General features: G+C 36.6%; 16 protein-coding genes. 2 read left to right on the forward strand and 14 right to left on the reverse strand.

Going from position 1 to position 19,727, the window contains the following annotated elements; translation table 11 throughout:
* Positions 1-12: 12 nt before the first annotated feature.
* From prkC to MKY00_RS18905, 13 genes are all read right to left on the reverse strand, one after another.
* A complete protein-coding gene (prkC, locus tag MKY00_RS18845; protein WP_016718309.1) occupies positions 13-1,986 on the reverse strand; it encodes a serine/threonine protein kinase PrkC in 1,974 nt (657 codons plus the stop codon).
* A gap of 8 nt (positions 1,987-1,994) precedes the next feature.
* Positions 1,995-2,747: a Stp1/IreP family PP2C-type Ser/Thr phosphatase gene (locus MKY00_RS18850; RefSeq protein ID WP_000648696.1), complete on the reverse strand. Its 753-nt coding sequence runs from the start codon at positions 2,745-2,747 to the stop codon at positions 1,995-1,997.
* Positions 2,748-2,751: 4 nt separating this feature from the next.
* Positions 2,752-3,840, reverse strand: coding sequence for a 23S rRNA (adenine(2503)-C(2))-methyltransferase RlmN (rlmN, locus tag MKY00_RS18855; RefSeq protein WP_000450543.1), 1,089 nt, complete (start codon positions 3,838-3,840; stop codon positions 2,752-2,754).
* 4 nt (positions 3,841-3,844) lie between these two features.
* Positions 3,845-5,179, reverse strand: a complete 1,335-nt coding sequence (gene rsmB / locus MKY00_RS18860; RefSeq protein WP_016718310.1) for a 16S rRNA (cytosine(967)-C(5))-methyltransferase RsmB — start codon at positions 5,177-5,179, stop codon at positions 3,845-3,847.
* Complete coding sequence (gene fmt, locus MKY00_RS18865) at positions 5,176-6,120, reverse strand: methionyl-tRNA formyltransferase (RefSeq protein ID WP_016718311.1); 945 nt, start codon at positions 6,118-6,120, stop codon at positions 5,176-5,178. Before fmt ends, rsmB begins: the two co-directional genes overlap by 4 nt.
* Positions 6,121-6,143: 23 nt before the next feature.
* Complete coding sequence (gene def / locus MKY00_RS18870; RefSeq protein WP_000279468.1) at positions 6,144-6,614, reverse strand: peptide deformylase; 471 nt, start codon at positions 6,612-6,614, stop codon at positions 6,144-6,146.
* Between the two features lie 11 nt (positions 6,615-6,625).
* Positions 6,626-9,031, reverse strand: a complete 2,406-nt coding sequence (gene priA / locus MKY00_RS18875) for a primosomal protein N' (RefSeq protein WP_016718312.1) — start codon at positions 9,029-9,031, stop codon at positions 6,626-6,628.
* Complete coding sequence (gene coaBC / locus MKY00_RS18880) at positions 9,028-10,233, reverse strand: bifunctional phosphopantothenoylcysteine decarboxylase/phosphopantothenate--cysteine ligase CoaBC (RefSeq protein WP_000911756.1); 1,206 nt, start codon at positions 10,231-10,233, stop codon at positions 9,028-9,030. Before coaBC ends, priA begins: the two co-directional genes overlap by 4 nt.
* A gap of 172 nt (positions 10,234-10,405) precedes the next feature.
* Positions 10,406-10,618: a DNA-directed RNA polymerase subunit omega gene (gene rpoZ / locus MKY00_RS18885; RefSeq protein ID WP_000933969.1), complete on the reverse strand. Its 213-nt coding sequence runs from the start codon at positions 10,616-10,618 to the stop codon at positions 10,406-10,408.
* 2 nt (positions 10,619-10,620) lie between these two features.
* A complete protein-coding gene (gene gmk, locus MKY00_RS18890) occupies positions 10,621-11,238 on the reverse strand; it encodes a guanylate kinase (RefSeq protein ID WP_001257738.1) in 618 nt (205 codons plus the stop codon).
* A 13-nt stretch (positions 11,239-11,251) separates the two neighbouring features.
* The gene (gene remA / locus MKY00_RS18895; RefSeq protein WP_001251456.1) at positions 11,252-11,515 is read right to left on the reverse strand and encodes an extracellular matrix/biofilm regulator RemA; all 264 of its coding nucleotides are present in this window, start codon (positions 11,513-11,515) and stop codon (positions 11,252-11,254) included.
* Positions 11,516-11,582: 67 nt separating this feature from the next.
* Positions 11,583-12,458 (reverse strand): YicC/YloC family endoribonuclease, encoded by an 876-nt coding sequence (locus tag MKY00_RS18900; protein ID WP_000564120.1) that lies wholly within the window; start codon positions 12,456-12,458, stop codon positions 11,583-11,585.
* A gap of 100 nt (positions 12,459-12,558) precedes the next feature.
* Positions 12,559-15,282, reverse strand: coding sequence for a calcium-translocating P-type ATPase, SERCA-type (locus MKY00_RS18905; protein ID WP_001104744.1), 2,724 nt, complete (start codon positions 15,280-15,282; stop codon positions 12,559-12,561).
* A 105-nt stretch (positions 15,283-15,387) separates the two neighbouring features.
* Here MKY00_RS18905 and MKY00_RS18910 point away from each other — a divergent pair, with 105 nt between their 5' ends.
* Entirely contained in the window at positions 15,388-17,097 is a 1,710-nt protein-coding gene (locus tag MKY00_RS18910; RefSeq protein ID WP_000863254.1) for an Rqc2 family fibronectin-binding protein, read from the forward strand.
* A gap of 49 nt (positions 17,098-17,146) precedes the next feature.
* Here MKY00_RS18910 and MKY00_RS18915 read toward each other — a convergent pair whose 3' ends face one another.
* Positions 17,147-18,328 (reverse strand): lysozyme inhibitor LprI family protein, encoded by a 1,182-nt coding sequence (locus MKY00_RS18915; protein ID WP_073530830.1) that lies wholly within the window; start codon positions 18,326-18,328, stop codon positions 17,147-17,149.
* 282 nt (positions 18,329-18,610) lie between these two features.
* On the opposite strand from MKY00_RS18915, the gene MKY00_RS18920 reads away from it, so the two are divergent.
* On the forward strand, positions 18,611-19,681 hold the full coding sequence (locus MKY00_RS18920; protein ID WP_001026203.1) for a M24 family metallopeptidase: 1,071 nt from the start codon (positions 18,611-18,613) through the stop codon (positions 19,679-19,681).
* The last annotated feature ends 46 nt before the right edge of the window (positions 19,682-19,727 follow it).

Raw genomic sequence — 19,727 nt, forward strand, 5'->3', positions numbered from 1 at the left:
TGGAATTCATTATTATTGAGTTGGATATGGTACTTCTTTGTCAATAATCGTTACACCATCTCGTACAATTTTATAATGTCCTTTTGTACCTTCTTGAATTACAAATTCTAATGAAATAGTTGCCGACTCTGAAATTGTTCTAGTTTCAATTGGTCTATCCATTTTTTGTTGCATATCTTCTTTATAAATTTCTATCGTTTGCGGTTTTTTCTCACCTATTATAGAAGACTCATACGGAATAGAAATATTATCTACTTTCACTGTTTTCGTTACTTTCGGCTTAGGACCTTCTGAGATGACAATCGTCACTTTATCTCCTTCTTTTAACGGCGTTCCTGGTTTTGGAGATTGCGAAATTACAAGTCCTTTATCAACAGTATCAGAATACTCTCGTTTTATATCTGGAGTTAGTTTCCTCTCATTCAAATAACCATTGACACTATTTTCAGTCCATCCTGAAAAGTCACCTGGTCTAATTTGATATGGACCCTTACTTACCCAAATTTTCAAGTCTTGTTCCGCCTCTACTACCATTTGATCCGGCGTCGGAATTTGCTCAACGATTTCACCTTTTGGTCTATCATTTTCAATATAATTTATTGTAACTTGTTTATATTTTTCTTCTAATTCAGACCTTATGCTCTCAAAATCTTTTCCTGTGAGATCACTCATCTTATTTTTCTTTTTCCCACCCGATTGATAGATAGTAATTTTAGAGTTCTCTTTCACGACTCTTCCGGCCGCGGGGTCTGTTTTTAGAACACCACCGACCTCTACATCATCTGTATATACAATATTAGGTTCCGTAACCTCAAAACCCTTTTCAACTAATGTATTTACTGCAGTCGTATATTTCATACCAGACACATCAGGGACTTTTACATCTTTTGGAATAAAGAATCCTGGAATAACAGTAAGGGCTAACGTTATTCCGATCGCTAAAAGTAAAAATGTTGTAATTAAAATTTTGAGCCATTTATTACTTCGTTTTTTCTTCTTATTTAAATCCGTTTCTTCTTTTCTTGTCTGTTCATCCACTTTACTTCCTGTTAAAACAATTGTTTCATCAGTAACATTTTCGAATAATTGTTCTTGTTGAATAATCGGAATCGCTTTTGTCGCTTCCATATCTTCCGGTATGTAAAATGGCTGCTCATTTATCCTCTCTGGATATAGCGCAGTTTCAATATCTCGTTTCATCGCATTGGCAGATTGATATCGATGAAACGGATCTTTCGCAGTTGCCTTTAATATAATATTTTCGACACTTTGCGGAATATGTTCATTCCATCTTCTCGGAGACGGAATTTCACTTTGTAAATGTTTTAAAGCTATAGCAACAGCAGATTCACCAGAAAACGGTTGTCTTCCTGTTAACAACTCAAACATAACAATCCCTAGGGAATAAATATCTGATTGTTTATTTGCTATCCCGCCGCGCGCTTGTTCTGGTGATAAATAATGCACCGAACCGAGTACTGAATTTGTATGTGTAATTGTTGTTGCACTTGTAGCTGTCGCAATTCCAAAATCTGTTACTTTTATTACTCCATCAGCTCGAATTAAAATATTGTGCGGTTTAATATCGCGGTGCACAATTTCAAAATGATGGGCATGTGCCATGGCGGATGTTAACTGCTCCATAATATCAAGAGCTTCTCCTATCGGTAACATCCCTCTCTCAATTATGTATTGCTTCAATGTTTGTCCTGGTACATACTCCATTACAAGATAATATATACCATCTTCTTCTCCGACATCATACATATTCACAATATTTGGATGCGACAACGTTGTAACAGACTGCGCTTCTCGATGGAAACGTTTAATAAACTCTTCGTTATTTGAATAGTCGAGTCTTAATATTTTCACCGCTACATCTCGGCCTAGTATATCATCATGAGCTAAATACACATTGGCCATTCCACCGCCACCAATCATTTTCAGTAGCTTATAACGGTCATTTAAGCGTTTTCCAATCAGCACGTTGCACTTCACCTACTTTCGTTTGTCGAACCCGCATAATCAATGAGAACAAGGGTGATATTATCTTCCCCGCCACGATCATTCGCCAATTGAATGAGACGTTGTCCCTTAGTTTCTAGCTGTTCATTTAACTGTAAAACTTGTTGCATATCAGCAATAGAAACTTTGTTAGATAGTCCATCAGAGCAAAGAAGTAACTGATCATCTTCCTCTAGCACTAATGTTTTCACATCTAATCCGACTTTCTCTTCTGTTCCTAATGCCCTTAACAAAACATTCTTTTTCGGGTGATATTCTGCGTCTTCTTTTGAAATTTCACCATGTCTCACAAGTTCATTGACAAGTGAGTGATCTTCCGTTACAAGCGAGATTTCCCCCTCTGATACCATATAACAACGACTATCTCCTATATGACCTATCGTCACAAAATTTGGTGTACAAATCGCTATTATAAGTGTTGTTCCCATCCCGTTACATTCTACATGTTGCTTAGAGTATTCATATATACGCTCATTAATAATCCCAACGCTAGTATGTAACCACTCTTCTACTTTTTTTGGCTCGTTCATATTATGCGTTTGCTTCCAATAATCATGGAATAATTGAATGGTCATCGAGCTAGCTACATCACCAGCTCGATGACCTCCCATTCCATCTGCTACTACCGCTAAAATATTTCCATCTAAATTGTGAAAAACTCCTGCACTATCTTCATTATGTTGACGAACTTTTCCTTTATCTGATAGAAACACGGCTTTCATCTCGTCACCTCGTCTCTTCTTTGCGCTCCTTCGCACGCAACTGACCGCAGGCTGCATCAATATCATGACCTTGTTCACGGCGAATCGTTACATTTACTCCACGATCTTTTAACGTTTTTTCAAATAAGAAAATTTGTTCACGTGGCGTACGTACATAATCACGTTCAGGTACGTAGTTTACCGGAATTAAGTTCACATGACATTTTACACCTTTCAAGAGCGCAGCAAGCTCTTCAGCGTGCTCAACTTGGTCATTTTCGCCTCCAAATAGTCCATATTCAAAAGTAATACGACGCCCTGTTCTATTTACATAGTATTTAATAGCTTCCATCAAATCTGGTAGCTTATAAGCACGGTTAATCGGCATTAATTTTGAACGTAATTCTGAGTTTGGAGCATGCAGTGAAATCGCAAAATTAATTTGTAAATCTTCTTCAGCGAACTTATAAATTTTCGGGATGATTCCACTTGTCGAAACTGTCATATGTCTCGCACCAATATGAAGTCCTTTTTCATGGTTAATGATGCGTAAGAATCCCATTAAATTATCGTAGTTATCAAATGGTTCTCCAATTCCCATAACGACAAGAGAACTTACACGTTCTTCTGATTCATCAAGTGCACGTTGCACTTCTACTACTTGTGCTACAATTTCTCCAGCTTCTAAGTTTCGCTTTAAACCGCCAAGCGTTGAAGCACAGAACGTACACCCAATACGACAACCTACTTGTGTTGTTACACAAATGGAATTTCCATATTCATGTCGCATTAATACCGTTTCAATAGAATATCCATCATATAATTGGAATAAGAATTTAATTGTTCCATCCGAAGACGTTTGTTTTACTAACGTATTTAAAGTAGTAATATCAAAGGAATTCGACAATTTTTCACGCAATCCTTTAGAAAGGTTTGACATATCCTCATAATTTTTTACACGTTTTTTATATAACCAATCAAAAATTTGTCCAGCACGGAACTTTGGTTCTCCTTGCTCCTTTAACCAATCTTGCATTTCATGAAGTTGTAAAGAGTAAATTGATGGTTTTTTCGTTTCTAAATTTTTCTTTTGTTTTCTCACAGTCGTTTCCACGATGCTACACCTTCTTCCTTAAACAAGCAATATAAAAGCCATCTGTTGCAAAATAATGCGGTAAAATTTGTACTTGACCTTCATCAATATACGGACTTAGCTTTTCTGGCATACGCTCTTTTATCGTAGTATCCCACTCGAACTCAGGATGCTCTTGTAAAAATCGTTCTATTACTTGTTCATTTTCTATTTTCTCAATTGTACACGTACTATAAACAAGGCGACCACCTTGTTTTAATAACGGTGCGATTTTTTCTAGTATTGCAAGTTGAATCGTCGATAATCTTTCACTATCGCCTTTATCTTTACCTAACTTAATATCAGGCTTACGTCTAATTACACCAAATCCAGAACATGGGGCATCTACTAATATTTTATCAAACGTTTCATTTGCAAAGTGTTCTTGTACTTTTCTAGCATCTAATGCCTTTGTTTCGACATTTCCTAGACCAAGTCGCTCTGCTTGTTGTTTAATTAAACGTACTTTGTGCGCATGTAAATCAAGGGACATGACTTGACCAGTTCCTTTTAATCGCTCTGCAATATGCGTTGTTTTTCCACCTGGAGCAGCACAACTATCAAGAACTACATCTCCCTCATCTGGTTCTAAGGCACGTGCTACCAGCATAGAACTTTCATCTTGAATAGAAAGAAAACCTTTTTTAAACGCATCTGTGTGCGCTACATTTCCTTTTTCAATTTGAATTGCATCATCTGATAAATCGCCACGCTTCGCTTCTATACCTTCACTAGCTAATAATGTAATTGCTTCTTCTACTGTTATTTTATCAACATTTACACGCGCTGTTGGTACAGGCGGTAACATGTTCACTTCACACATTTTCTCAGCAGTTTCTAAACCATATTCTGAAGCCCATTCTTGGACAAGCCAAACTGGATGACTTGTTGCAATTGCCAAGCGTTCTACTGGATCTTTGATTTCATCTACAGAAGGTACACCTTCTCTTTGAATCGAACGTAATACACCGTTCACCATACCAGCAATTCCTTTATGCCCGCGACGCTTTGCAATCTCAACTGCTTCATGAATAGCCGCTCTTTCGGGCACTCGGTCTAAATAAATCATTTGATATAAAGATAAGCGAAGCAATACTCTTACCCACGCTTCAACCTTCTTTTTTAAAAAAGGCTGTAAATAATAATCTAATGTGTCACGACGTTGAATTGTTCCATATACAATTTCAGTTAATAAACCAATATCTTTTCTATCAATTGTACTTTTTTCAATTAGATTATTTAAAAGTAAGTTACTGTATGCACCACTTTTTTCTACTTGAATTAAACCATCAAGAGCTAATTCACGAACATTTTGTCTCATGCATTTTCTCCTAACTTCGTTCCAATTTCAGGTTTTGTGCCACGTAAAAATTGCGAACAACTCATACGCTTTTTACCAGAAGGTTGCAATTCTGTAACTTTAACACCCGTTTCATTACCAGTTGCTACAACGAAACCATCTTCTTCAATTGCAACAATCGTACCTGCTTCAGCTGATTTCGTTACAGGTACTTTTTCTCCCCACCATACTTTAACAACTTGTCCTGCTAAAGTTGTATAAGCAACTGGCCATGGATTCAATCCGCGAATGTGATTGTATACTTCTTCACCTGTTTTTGTCCAATCAATTTTCTCTTGCTCACGTTTTATATTATATGCAAACGTTACTTCTTCCTCGCTTTGTTTAATTGGTTCTAACTTACCTTGAATTAGTAAAGGTACTGTTTTAGATAAAAGATGTGCCCCTGCTTCACTTAACTTATCAAATAACGAGCCTGTCGTTTCACGCTCTTCAATTTCCACTTCTACTTGCGTTAAAATATCACCAGCATCCAATTTTTCTACCATATACATAATTGTAATACCTGTTTTTTCTTTCCCTTCCATAATTGCATAATGGATTGGTGCACCACCACGAAGTTCAGGAAGTAAAGAAGCGTGGACGTTAATACATCCATACTTCGGTGCTTCTAAAATTTCATTTGGTACAATTTGACCGAACGCAGCTGTTACAATTAAATCCGGCTCTAATGCCAGTACTTTTTCATATTCGTCTTTTTCACGAATTCTTAACGGTTGTAACACTGGAATACCATGTTTTTCTGCTTCCACTTTAACAGGTGTAGGTGTTAATACTTTCTTTCTGCCTACCGGACGATCTGGTTGCGTCACAACACCTATTACATCATAGCCATCTTCAATAAGACGACGAAGCACCGGCACTGAAAAGTCCGGTGTTCCCATAAATACTACTTTTATCATTTAAAAACCGCTCCTTTTAATACCTATTCTAATTCGTTTTCCTCATAATATCTTGTCACTTTCGATGTAAATAACACACCGTGTAAATGATCGATTTCATGTTGAATTGCACGCGCTAAAAACCCTTCTGCTTCTAATAAAAATACTTTACCTCTGCGATTTTGCGCACGCACTTTAATATAATCCGCACGTTCCACTTCACCATAAAGTCCCGGGAAGCTTAAACAGCCTTCGGGACCTACTTGTTCACCACGTTTTTCTAATATCGATGGATTGATTAACTCAATTTTCCCAGTATCATCACCGATATCAACTACCGCCACTTGCAAGCTTACCCCTACTTGAGGCGCAGCTAAACCAACTCCGTCCGCAATTAACATTGTTTCATGCATATCTTTCAACAATTTCACTAACTTTTTATCAAAGTTAATTACTCTTTCACACGGTGTTTCTAACACTTCATTTGGATGCTTTACTATTTCTAAAACTGCCATATTTCCCTCCGCTACATTAACATTGTTGGATTAAAATCAATTGAGATTTGTAGCTCTTTTTGCATTTCTGCTTGATAATGTTCATTTACCATTTTGAGCACGTTCTTTAAGTTTGGTTCCCGTTTGTATTTTATCATGCATTGATAACGATATCTATCTTTTATCCTTGGAATTGCTGAAGCAACCGGTCCTAACACCATTGTTTGCTGCGAACAGTGCGACCGTAAATGACCGACAATTTTTTCCGTCACTTGTACCGCCTTTAATAATTCCGGATGAGATACCGTCACAAGTACAACATAGTAATAAGGTGGATATTGTCTCGTTCGTCTCATTTGCATTTCTTGGTCAAAAAACACATCATATTGTTGGTTCTTTGCTAACTCTATACTGTAATGTTCTGGCGTATACGTTTGAATGATAACTTCCCCTGGCAATTCATGTCGGCCTGCTCGCCCACTTACTTGCGTCAATAACTGATAAGTCTTTTCACTCGCCCGAAAATCAGGTAAATGAAGCATCGTATCAGCAGTTAAAACACCAACAAGCGTTACTTTCGGAAAATCTAACCCTTTTGCAATCATTTGTGTTCCAAGTAATATATCTGCTTTTTCTTCCCCGAACGCCTTTAATAATTTCTCATGCATCCCTTTACGACTCGTCGTATCTACATCCATTCGAATGACTCGTGCCTCTGGAAATAGTTTTGTAATTTCTTCTTCTACCTTTTGCGTACCTGTACCAAAGAAACGAATGTATGTACTTTGACAAGCAGGACACGCAGTCGGCATATTTTCTTCATAACTGCAATAATGGCATTTTAAACGATGGTTCATTTTATGATATGTCAGCGAGATATCACAATGCGGACATTGTACAACGTACCCGCAATCACGGCACATAACAAATGTAGAATGCCCCCTTCTATTTAAAAAGAGCACCATTTGTTCTTTCTTTTCTAACCGATCTGCTATTTTTTCATGCAGCGCCTTTGAAAACATGGAGCGATTCCCGTCACGAAGTTCTTCACGCATATCAACAATCTCTACTGTCGGTAAAGCTTGTTCGTTCATACGTTTTTCCATCGTCAGTAATTCATACACCCCTTTTTTCGCTCTTGCAAACGATTCAAGCGTCGGTGTTGCACTACCAAGAACGATAGGACATTTATGATATTGTCCCCTCCATACAGCTACATCCCTTGCATGATACCTCGGATTATCTTCTTGCTTATAGCTCGATTCATGTTCCTCATCAATAATAATAATCCCTAAATTTTCAAAAGGAGCAAATACAGCTGAGCGTGCACCAACTACGACTTTCACTTCTTTTCTTAAAATCTTACGCCATTCATCATATTTTTCTCCAACAGACAGCGCACTATGAAGAACTGCAACTTGCGAGCCAAATCTACCTTTAAAACGATCTACCATCTGAGGCGTTAGTGCAATTTCAGGAACAAGTACAATAGCTTCTTTTCCTTTCTCGAGCACCGCTGCTATAGATTGTAAATATACTTCTGTTTTTCCGCTTCCTGTAACACCATATAGTAAAAATGGATTGTAAGTTTCATTTGTAATTGATGATAAAATTGGTGTAATAACTTGCTTTTGTTCCTCAGTAAGTGGGAATGGTTTCGTTTGTTCAAAATCGTCATCGTCATACGGATTTCGGTACACTTCCACATACTTTTCTGAGAGTAGCCCCTTTTTAACAAGTGCTTTAATTGGAGCATCTGTTATTTGCAACTCTTCTGTTATTACTTTCAACGGCACACTTTTATAATTTTCCACAAAATAATAGAGTACATCTTGTTGTTTTTTACTTTTCAGTTCAAATGCTGCTAATTCCAATTTATCTTCTGGCAACTCCGGTTGAACGATTCTTTGTTTCTTCTTTTGTACTTTATCTTTTACTTGATAAACAACTTCAATCGTGCCATGTTTAATTTCTTGTTGAATCGTGCGGTATAGATGTGGCTGCGTCTCAATCGCTTCCCAATCTATCGCTTCTTTGTCCTGAAATAAAAACAGTAGTTCAGGTGCTACTTCTTCTTGTTTGCGAAGCTGTAGACGTTTTTTATATGTTGCTTTTATCGCCGTTGGAAGCATAACTTGAAAAGCTGAAATCATATAACATAACGTTTCACTTGTAAGCCAATACCCTAGCTTTAACAACTCTTCATTTAAAACGGGTGTTACATCTAAAATTTCATGGATTGTCTTTAACTTCTTACTTTCTACTTCAACCGAATCTTTAATCCCAATAATAAAACCTTGCAATTTCCTTGGGCCAAACGGAACTACTACACGCATGCCTGTCTGGACAATATCTTCCCATTTTTTAGGGATAATATAATCAAATGGTCGATCTGTCTGACGTGCAGGTACATCAACAATTACACTTGCAAATTTCATAGACGATCATCTTCTAACATCATTTCAATTTGCTTTAATATTTCACGAGCAACCTCTTTCTTCGTTAAAAGTGGCAACTCTATAACTTCTCCATCTTTTCTATACATTGTTACAATGTTCGTATCTGTACCAAATCCAGCTCCTTGCGCCTTTACGTCGTTTGCAACAATCATATTCGCATTTTTCTCACGTAATTTTTTCGTTGCATATTCCTCTACGTTTGTCGTTTCAGCCGCAAAACCGATAAGTAACTGTTTGTCCTTCATCTCACCTAACGTTTTTAAAATATCTACTGTTCTCTCAAGTTCAATTACAGCATCGCCATTTTTCTTTTTCATTTTATTATCATGAACGTATTTCGGGCGATAATCTGCAACTGCTGCTGTTTTAATAACAACATCTACGTCTTCATAATGTTGAATAACCGCCTCTAACATATCTTGCGCAGATTCCACTTGCACCGTAGTTACATGTAATGGTGGATGTAATGCTGTCGGTCCCGAAACGAGTATGACGTCAGCACCTAAGTTCGCTGCCACTTCCGCAATCGCATATCCCATTTTTCCAGAAGAAAAATTGGTCATAAAACGAACTGGATCAATCTTTTCACGCGTTGGACCAGCAGTTATTAATATTCTTTTTCCATGTAATGGTTTTTGTTCTGAAAAAGCCTCTTCTAACCGTGCGATAATCGCTTCAGGTTCTTCTAATCTTCCTTTCGCTACATAACCACACGCTAAAAAACCTTCTCCGGGCTCAATAAATGTATACCCTAACGTTTTTAACGTCATCATATTTTTTTGAACAATTTTATTTTCATACATATGCACATTCATAGCAGGTGCAATCCACACTGGGGCTGTAGTAGCTAACAAAGTAGTTGTAATCATATCATCTGCAATACCGTTAGCTAACTTTCCAATACAATTGGCTGTAGCAGGTGCAACAAGTACAACATCTGCCCAATCTGCTAAATCGATATGAGCAATAACAGCTGAGTCTTTCTCATCGAATGTATCCGTATATACATCATGGCGAGAAAGCGCTTGGAATGTAAGAGGTGTAACAAATTTCATTGCCGACTCACTCATCATTACTTTTACAATAGCACCAGATTGTGTCAATTTACTCGTTAACGCAGCCGCTTTAAAGACCGCAATGCCTCCTGTTACACATAAAAGTATCTTTTTCCCTTTTAGCATATGGCTCGTCCTCTTTCTTTTTCAAACTTATCATACTGAAACAAGATTATCAGCTCATCAGTATCAATATTTCTTCCCTACCGTAAAAAAATAACAACCTACTTGTAAATAGGTTGTTACCGTTACATAGAAAATTATAAAGTCTATGTTTTAAATTGTCGAAGACAAAGTCTTATTCAGTTACTTTATCTTCACTTGGTACGTAGCTTAACGCTTCAATATCGATTTCTTCTAATGCTTTACCTACACATTTATGAGAAACTGGTTTTTCTACAACACAGTTATTAGCAAGTTGCATTTCGCGCGCACGTTTTGCAGCCACTGTTACAAGTGTATATTTAGAATCGATTTTTGTTAATAATGAATCAATTGATGGATTTAACATAATTATAGACCCTCCGTCATTTCTTTATAATATTTTGCTACTCTTTCGCGGCGGCAATGTTCGCCAACCACAATTGCTTTAATTCTTTCACAAGCTAGTTCAACTTGGTCGTTTTCTACAACGTAGTCGTAAGCGTCCATCATATCAATTTCTTCTTTCGCTACCGTTAAACGATTTTCAATAACATCTTCAGTTTCTGTACCACGACCGACAATTCGGTTCTTTAGTTCAGATAAACTTGGAGGTGCTAAGAAAATAAATACACCTTCTGGGAAAGCTTTCTTAACTTGAATTGCTCCTTGCACTTCAATTTCTAAGAATACATCTTTTCCTTCTTGTAATGTTTTTTCAACATAGTCAATTGGTGTTCCGTAATAATTACCTACGAACTCAGCCCACTCAAGTAATTTTTCATTACGAATCATTTCCTCAAATTCTTCTCTCTCTTTAAAGAAATAATCCACACCATCCACTTCACCTTCACGCGGCTTACGTGTCGTTACTGAAATGGAATACTGAAAACGTGTATCCTCATGACTAAACAGCTCTTTTCGAACCGTTCCTTTACCAACCCCAGAAGGTCCTGAAAGAACGATGAGCAATCCTCTTCTACTTCTCATAAATATGTAAAACCTACCCTTCCTCACTTAAATCTTCTTTATTATTCAAACGATGTGCAATCGTCTCTGGCTGAATTGGACTTAATACAACATGCCCATCATCCATAACAATAACCGCCCTTGTTTTTCTCCCATACGTAGCATCAAGCAAAGCATTATGTTCGCGTGCTTCCTGTACTGTTCGTTTAATAGGAGCTGACTCCGGACTTACAATAGCAATAATTCGATGAGCAGATACAATATTTCCGTATCCAATATTTAAAAACCGCATGGCCATAGTTTGCGCCTCCTAGTAAGTCTATCCGATTTCTCCACCACGTATAACTTTATATATTTTTTGAAAGCTACTCAATATTTTGTACTTGTTCACGAATTTTTTCAAGGTTATTTTTCATTTCTACAACATATTTTGAAATTGTTAAGTCATTTGCCTTAGAACCAATCGTATTAATTTCTCTATGCATCTCTTGCACGATGAAATCCATTTTCCTTCCAACAGGCTCTTCAATCTGCAGTGTTTCACGGAATTGTTCTAAATGACTTTGCAAACGAACTAACTCTTCGTGAATATCACAACGCTCAGCAAAGATTGCAACTTCTGTTAGCAATCTTTGTTCATCTAGATCTTGATTATGTAATTCCTTTAAGCGATTTTCTAATCGTTCACGATATTTTTGTGTAACAATTGGTGCATGCGGAATAATAGCATTTACACAATTGTGAATCTCTTGTAAGCGATACGCTATATCTTTATGTAATCGTTCTCCTTCGCCATCTCTCATCGTTTTTAACATATGAGCAGCTTGGCGAACAGCCTCATATAAACTGTTCTCAAATTGTTCATTTACGTTTTCTACCTCTTCAATCGCTGTTACTTCTGGCATTGCCATTAATTGCTCGAGTGTAATAGAATCTTGTAATTGAAATTTTCCTTTTATATCTTCCATAATTGATTGGTACTGCTCAAGAAGCGACCAATTCACACTTAATTTTCTTTCAACAAGCCCTTCACCCGCTATACTAATAGACACTTCAATACGTCCACGGCGAACTTGCTGTGCAATTATTTTACGAATTTTGTCTTCAAATACCATCATTTGCTTCGGTAGTCGAATACTCATCTCTAGAAAACGATGGTTCACCGATTTCATTTCTACTGTAATTTGAAAAGTATCACTCTCTACTTTCGACCTTCCAAATCCTGTCATACTACAAATCATTTTTTATCACATCCAAGCCATGAAATAACTCAATGAAAAAGGTAATAGAGACAAGGCTCTACTACCTTCTGTAAATTATATCACATTTTCATATCATTGACTATTTCAAGTTTAATCCCTTCTTATATAATATTGGCTTTTCCTTCTTCCCTTTTTTCCCTGTTAATAAAGAGCCTACTAATAAGAAGGTCGGAATTGACGATAAACCTCCAATTAACAACCAATCTCTCGCTTGTATTGGCATCGTGCTAAAAATCGGTTGTAACGGTGGATAATATATAACGACTAGCATGAGTAGTAATGAAATGATAACCGCTCCTACTAAATACACATTTCCAAACGGATTGCGGTGGAAAACAGAATGCTCACTTCGGCAATCAAATACATGAATCAGCTGAGCAAGTACCAATGTTGCAAACGCTACAGTTTGTGCATATTTCAGTTCATTTGGATGTTGATTATACGCAATAATAAATGCTACTAGCGTCACTGCCCCAATTAGAAAGCCACGACTTATAATTTTCCAGGCAAGCCCTCTAGCAAATACCCCTTCTTTCGGATGACGCGGCGTTCTCTTCATCACGTCTCCCTCGGCCTTATCCAAACCTAACGCCATCGCCGGTAAACCGTCAGTAACTAAATTCACCCATAAAATTTGAATTGGAACCATCGGCAGCGGTAGTGCAAGTAACATTGCAAATAACATGACCAAAATTTCTCCAACGTTCGATGCTAATAAATAACGAATAAACTTACGTATGTTCTCGTATATATTTCTACCTTCTTTAATTGCTGATTTTATCGTAGCGAAATTATCGTCCAGCAATACGAGAGAAGAAGCTTCTTTTGCAACATCTGTCCCTGTAATTCCCATCGCTATCCCAATATCCGCAGTTTTTATAGCCGGAGCATCGTTTACTCCATCACCTGTCATCGCCACTATATGTCCTTTATTTTGCAACGCCTTAACAATTTTTAATTTATGTTCTGGTGATACACGAGCAAATACATACGTATCTTCTACAACATTTTCTAATTCTTCTACATCCATAGTTGCGAGTTCTACCCCTTCAACAACGCGTCCACCTGGTGGTAAAATGCTTAATTGTTCTGCAATCGCCATTGCAGTCACTTTATGATCACCTGTAATCATCACCGTTCGAATACCAGCTTCTCTGCATTCTTTTACTGCCTGCTCTACTTCTGGTCTTGGCGGATCAATCATTCCTTGTATTCCAACTAACATAAAATCTTTTTCAACGTCTCTTTCATGTTCAATTGAGTCTGTTACTTTTAAAGGCTTAAAAGCAACTGCAATTGTTCGAAGTGCTTGACTACCTAAGCTATGAATAGCCGCCTGTACTTCTTTTCTATACAACTCACTTAATGGTTGCTGCTTATCCCCCCATAAAATCGTTTGACTCATTTGCAGAAGGACATCTGGTGCTCCCTTCGTAACGACAAACTTTTTACCCTCTCGATCTCGTACAATAACACTCATCATTTTTCGAGTTGAATCAAACGGAAATTCACGGATAATTTCAAATTTCCCTTTCAGCGCCTCACGCGTTATCCCCGCTTTCATTGCTGCAGCTACAAGCGCTCCCTCAGTTGGATCTCCATCTAATACATACGCCTTTTTCTTTTGAATAATATTTGCGTTATTGCATAACGAACCAAATGTAAGTAGTTGATAAAGTGATTTCGTCTTAGCTGGATTAATTTCTTTTTCACCTTTCATAAACGAGCCATTAGGTTCATATCCTTGGCCTGTCACTTTCCACAACTCTCCACCTGACCACATATGTGTTACCATCATTTTGTTTTGCGTCATCGTTCCTGTTTTATCAGAGCATATAACAGAAGCGCAACCTAATGTTTCTACTGCTGGTAACTTTCTTACAATTGCTCTCTTTTTTATCATACGCTGTACACCAAGTGATAAGGCTACTGTAACAATTGCTGGCAATCCTTCTGGAATAGCAGCAACAGCTAGCGACACACCCGCTAAAAACATATGATACACTTCATTCCCTTGATACACACCAGCTAACACGACAAGCGCTGTCAAAACAAGAGCCACAATAATTAATATTTTTCCGAGTTGCTCTAATCTTCTTTGCAGTGGTGTTTCCATCTGCTCTGCATTTTGTAACATATTTGCAATTTGTCCCATCGCTGTATTCATACCCGTTGCTACAACGACTCCTGTTCCAGACCCTCGTGTAATCATCGTACCCATAAAAGCCATATTTTTTTGATCACCAATTGAAACATCTTGCCCTTGCAATGCTTCTACTTTCTTCTGCACGGGTACTGACTCTCCTGTCAAAGCCGATTCTTCAATATATAAACTCGACGCCTCAACAAGACGTACATCAGCTCCAACACGATCGCCACTAGAAAATTTAATAATATCACCTAAAACGAGTGCTTTAGACGGTGCCTTTACCCACTTTCCATTTCGCAGTACAGTTACTTGCGGGGCGGCTAGCTCTTTTAAAGCTTCCAATGACTTTTCAGCCTTTCTTTCTTGAAAAAATCCGAGAATACCATTGATAATAACAATTGCCACAATCGCAATAGAATCAATGTATTCCCCTAAAAAAGCCGAAACGATTGTTGCACCAAACAAAACAAGCACCATAAAATCTTTAAATTGCGCCAAAAATACCATTAGTGCAGAAGGCCTTTTCGCTTCATCTAGTTCATTTGTACCAAATTTTTTTATTCGCCCTTCTGCTTCTTTCTCTGTAAGTCCAACCTTCACATTTGTATTCGTTCTTTCTTCCACTTCATGTGCACGCATTCCATACCAGTTCATCCTGCTATCGACCTCCTGATTCCAGACATACTCTATTGAAAGCTTATTCAGCCTCGTCCAAAAAAATGCTATAATTAACTTTTAGTTAGAAAGGAGTGTTCATTTATGGCATTCGATGGATTATTTACAAGAGCAATTACACATGAAATTGCAAATTCTCTTTACACAGGAAGAATTTCTAAGATATACCAACCTTCAAAATACGAGATTTTATTACATATTCGAGCAAACGGAAAAAATCAAAAACTGATTCTTTCCGCTCATCCGACATATGCACGTTTACACTTAACAAATCAAAATTATGATTCACCTGCACTTCCACCAATGTTCTGTATGCTTCTTCGTAAGCATTTAGAAGGTGGATTTATTGAAAAAATTGAACAAATTGATTTAGAGCGTATTATTCAAATTACCGTTCGTAGCAGAAATGAAATTGGTGATGAATCGCTAAAAACATTAGTAATTGAAATTATGGGACGACATAGTAACATCATTTTAGTAGATACAAAAACAAACAATATTTTAGATAGCTTAAAACACGTTTCCTTAGCAGTAAACCGACATCGAACTGTATACGCTGGAGCTGAATATATTGCACCACCGGCACAACATAAAATTAACCCACTTCAGATCGAAACAAATGATGAATTTATTAGACCGCTAGACTTTCTATCTGGAAACATGGATAAACAGCTAGTCGGAACCTTTACCGGAATATCACCATTATTCGCAAAAGAAGTAGTGAAAAAAGCAGGTATGGTAAATGAAAAAGCATTAGCTGACGCATTTTTCTCCATACAAAAACCATTATTAACTCATACATATTCACCAACAATGACTACTTCAAATGGGAAAGAATTCTTTTATCTTTTCCCTCTTGCGCACTTAGCTGGAGAAGACAAGACATTCTCATCTGTTAGTGAATTGCTAGACCGTTTCTTTTTTGGAAAAGCAGAGCGTGACCGTGTAAAACAACAAGCTCATGATTTAGAGCGCTTTATGCAAAACGAAAAAAATAAAAATGAGAAAAAACTCATTAAACTAGAAAAAACATTACAAGATGCTGGAAAAGCAGATAAATATCAACTATTTGGCGAACTACTTACAGCCAATATGTACGCTTTGAAAAAAGGCGATAAAGATATTGAAGTCGTTAACTATTATGATGAAAATGGCGGAACTGTAAAGATCGCATTAGATCCTTTAAAAACGCCATCTGAAAATGCACAACGCTATTTCCAAAAGTACCAAAAAGCGAAAAATTCAGTTGTTGTTGTAGAAGAACAAATCGAAAAAACAAAGGAAGAAATTCTTTATTTTGATAGCTTACTTCAACAAATGGAAGCTGCTTCTTCAAAAGATATTGAAGAAATTCGTGAGGAATTAGCTGAAGAAGGTTATATGCGCAATCGTAAAACGAAAAACGGAAAGAAAAAGCCTACTAAACCAGTATTAGATAAATATGTAGCAAGTGATGGCACAGAGATTTTCGTCGGTAAAAACAATAAGCAAAATGATTATTTAACAACGAAATTTGCCCGTCGTGATGAAATTTGGTTACATACGAAAGACATACCTGGTTCTCACGTTGTCATTCGTTCTTTAGAACCTGCTGAAGAAACTTTACTAGAAGCTGCCAAAATTGCTGCTTATTACAGTAAAGCAAAAGAGTCTAGTTCTGTACCTGTTGATTTCACCAAAATACGCCATGTGAAAAAACCGAGTGGTGCAAAACTTGGTTTTGTTACGTACGACAATCAGCAAACCGTATATGTTACACCGGATGCTGATACTGTAATGAAATTAAAAGCTTAAATATAAAAATGCGTTGCTCATAAGCAACGCATTTTTATATTCGTTCCAACTAGTTCATATACCCATTCACTAATTCATAACATCTTTCTTTTGTCATCTTGTATTTCTCTTCTGAAGCATCTATACGTCTCATCGTCCCGTTATTTGTATCAGTACCAATTGCTTTAACCTTACTTTCCTTTTCTTTAACCCACGCAATTTGTTTCGTTTTTAATGACTGAAATGCATCAGGGGACATCGTATTTTTTAATGTACTGTAAATTTCATTTAGTTTATTATCCCACAGTTCATAATTTCCTTCTATTTCATTTACTATGTCATTTGTTGACATGACATTTGTATGTTTTTCTTGGTTTTCTAGAGCCGCTAACTCATTTAAAACCTTACTTTTACCTACTGCTGACGAAGTTTCTTTTTTAGTCTGCTTCTCTTCTTTAGAAGTAGCATGCGTACTCATGTTATTTTCCTTAATGTTTTCGTGTTCTTGACTACTATTTTCTTTCGCTTCTTTTTCCTGCTTTTGCTCATCTAAATTATATGTAATAACCGATGTTTTTGCATCCACAGCTATTGATCTAGTATTTTCTTTAAAAATATATTTTTTGTCACCACTGTTTTCTTCTTTAACAAAATCGACATTCTTAAAGCCTCGAATTTTCAGAAACTCACTAGCTTCTTCCTTCGTAAGTTTTAAATCTCTCGGTGTATGCGATGACCATTTATCCATTAACCATTTTCCATCTTTATAAACGAAAATAAATTCCCATATCTCTGCTTCATTTCCCATATCATTTGAAGGTATAATCGTTTCAATCGTTAAATTTTTATCTTTCTGTGTATACGTTAATCTCATTTCTGGTTCAATATTAATAGGGAATGGCAACATATCTGTCTCTCTAGATCTATTAAATGTTTCAAGCGAATTAGGAAGCTGGTTCTCTACAAATTTTTCTGTAACTAATCCCTTAACTCCTTTTTTCGCTGTCGCCAAATCTCCAGGATTATTTCGACTCCATCCATTTTCTTTTTCCATCTCACTAAATGCATTTGCTATTGCATCTACACTCTTTCTTACAATCTTTTTCGCTTCTTTTTCTGTCACTTCTGGCGCTTCATCAAGCTGTTCAATCGTTTCATTTGCTTGAGCTTTGATTTCACTTTTTTCACACCCTGTTACAACTAGCATACTAGCAGCGAAGCAAAATGACATGACTTTACTTAATTTCTTCATATACTCACATTCCTTATTCCTATTTATTCGTTACGCACCTTTATCTACAAGAACACATAACGACCTCTTATTATACCAATTATCACCATTTATTTATACAAAAAATATAATATTAGAATTGAAAGATTATAATATGCAAGTTTACATTACTGTATAAATTTTTTACATCCTCATTTTATATTTGTCTAGTTTTTTTGACACAAAACTCCCTCTTCTCTTTTATTGTCAATAAGTATATTGGCACAATTTTTGCTTTATTAAATATAAAAAGGAGGCATTAAAATGAATATAAGAATAACTAATATCCAAAAACAACTACATAAGTATGGAATTGACGGGTTACTTATTACAAAAAAAGAAAATCGTCAATATGCAACAGGCTTTACAGGTAGTGCTGGCGTCGTCTTAATCTCTGCGGATCAAGCTGTTTTCATAACAGATTTCCGCTATGTAGATCAAGCAAAATCACAAATACAAGATGCTGAAATTGTTATGCATAAAGGAAATTTAGAAAAAGAGATTGCACATCAAGTATCGAAATTAAACATTCAAAAACTTGGAATTGAAGAAAACAACATGACATTGCAACAATATAAAAACTTGCAAAAATACGTACATACGGAAATGATTCAAGTGTGCGAAATTATCGAAAGTATTCGTATCATTAAAGACACGCCTGAAATAGAAACAATGAAAATTGCAGCTCATATTGCGGACGAAGCATTTCACCACATTCTTACGTTTCTAAAACCGGGAATAAGTGAAAATGATGTACGAGATGAGTTAGAATTTTTCATGCGAAAAAAAGGAGCTACATCTTCATCATTTCAAATTATTGTAGCTTCTGGTGTTCGTTCTTCTCTTCCTCATGGCGTTGCATCAAATAAAATAATCGAGCGGAGCGACATCGTTACATTAGATTTCGGTGCACTTTACGACGGATACTGTTCCGATATAACACGTACTGTAGCAATCGGGGAACCATCAGAAGAATTTAAAAAGATATACAATATTGTACGAGAAGCATTAAAACGCGGGACTGAAGCGATTAAACCTGGAGAAACTGCAAAACGTATCGATGATATAACGAGAAACTACATTACTGAGCATGGATACGGTCAATATTTTGGACATTCTACTGGTCATGGTCTTGGATTAGAAATTCATGAACCTCTCCGCCTATCCCAAGAAAGTAAGGCTACTTTAGAAGAGGGTATGGTCGTTACAGTTGAACCAGGTATTTACATACCTAACTGGGGCGGTTGTAGAATTGAAGATGATATTGTCATTACAAAAGACGGATATGAAGTTATTACAAAATCAAATAGAGAACTAATTGTAATCCCTTGTTAATATTTTGAAATTTTCAACAGGATTTTTTCTCTGCACATAGAATGCC

It is taken from the genome of Bacillus sp. FSL R9-9834, assembly GCF_038006905.1.
In the GTDB taxonomy this organism is placed as follows: Bacteria; Bacillota; Bacilli; order Bacillales; family Bacillaceae_G; genus Bacillus_A; species Bacillus_A pacificus.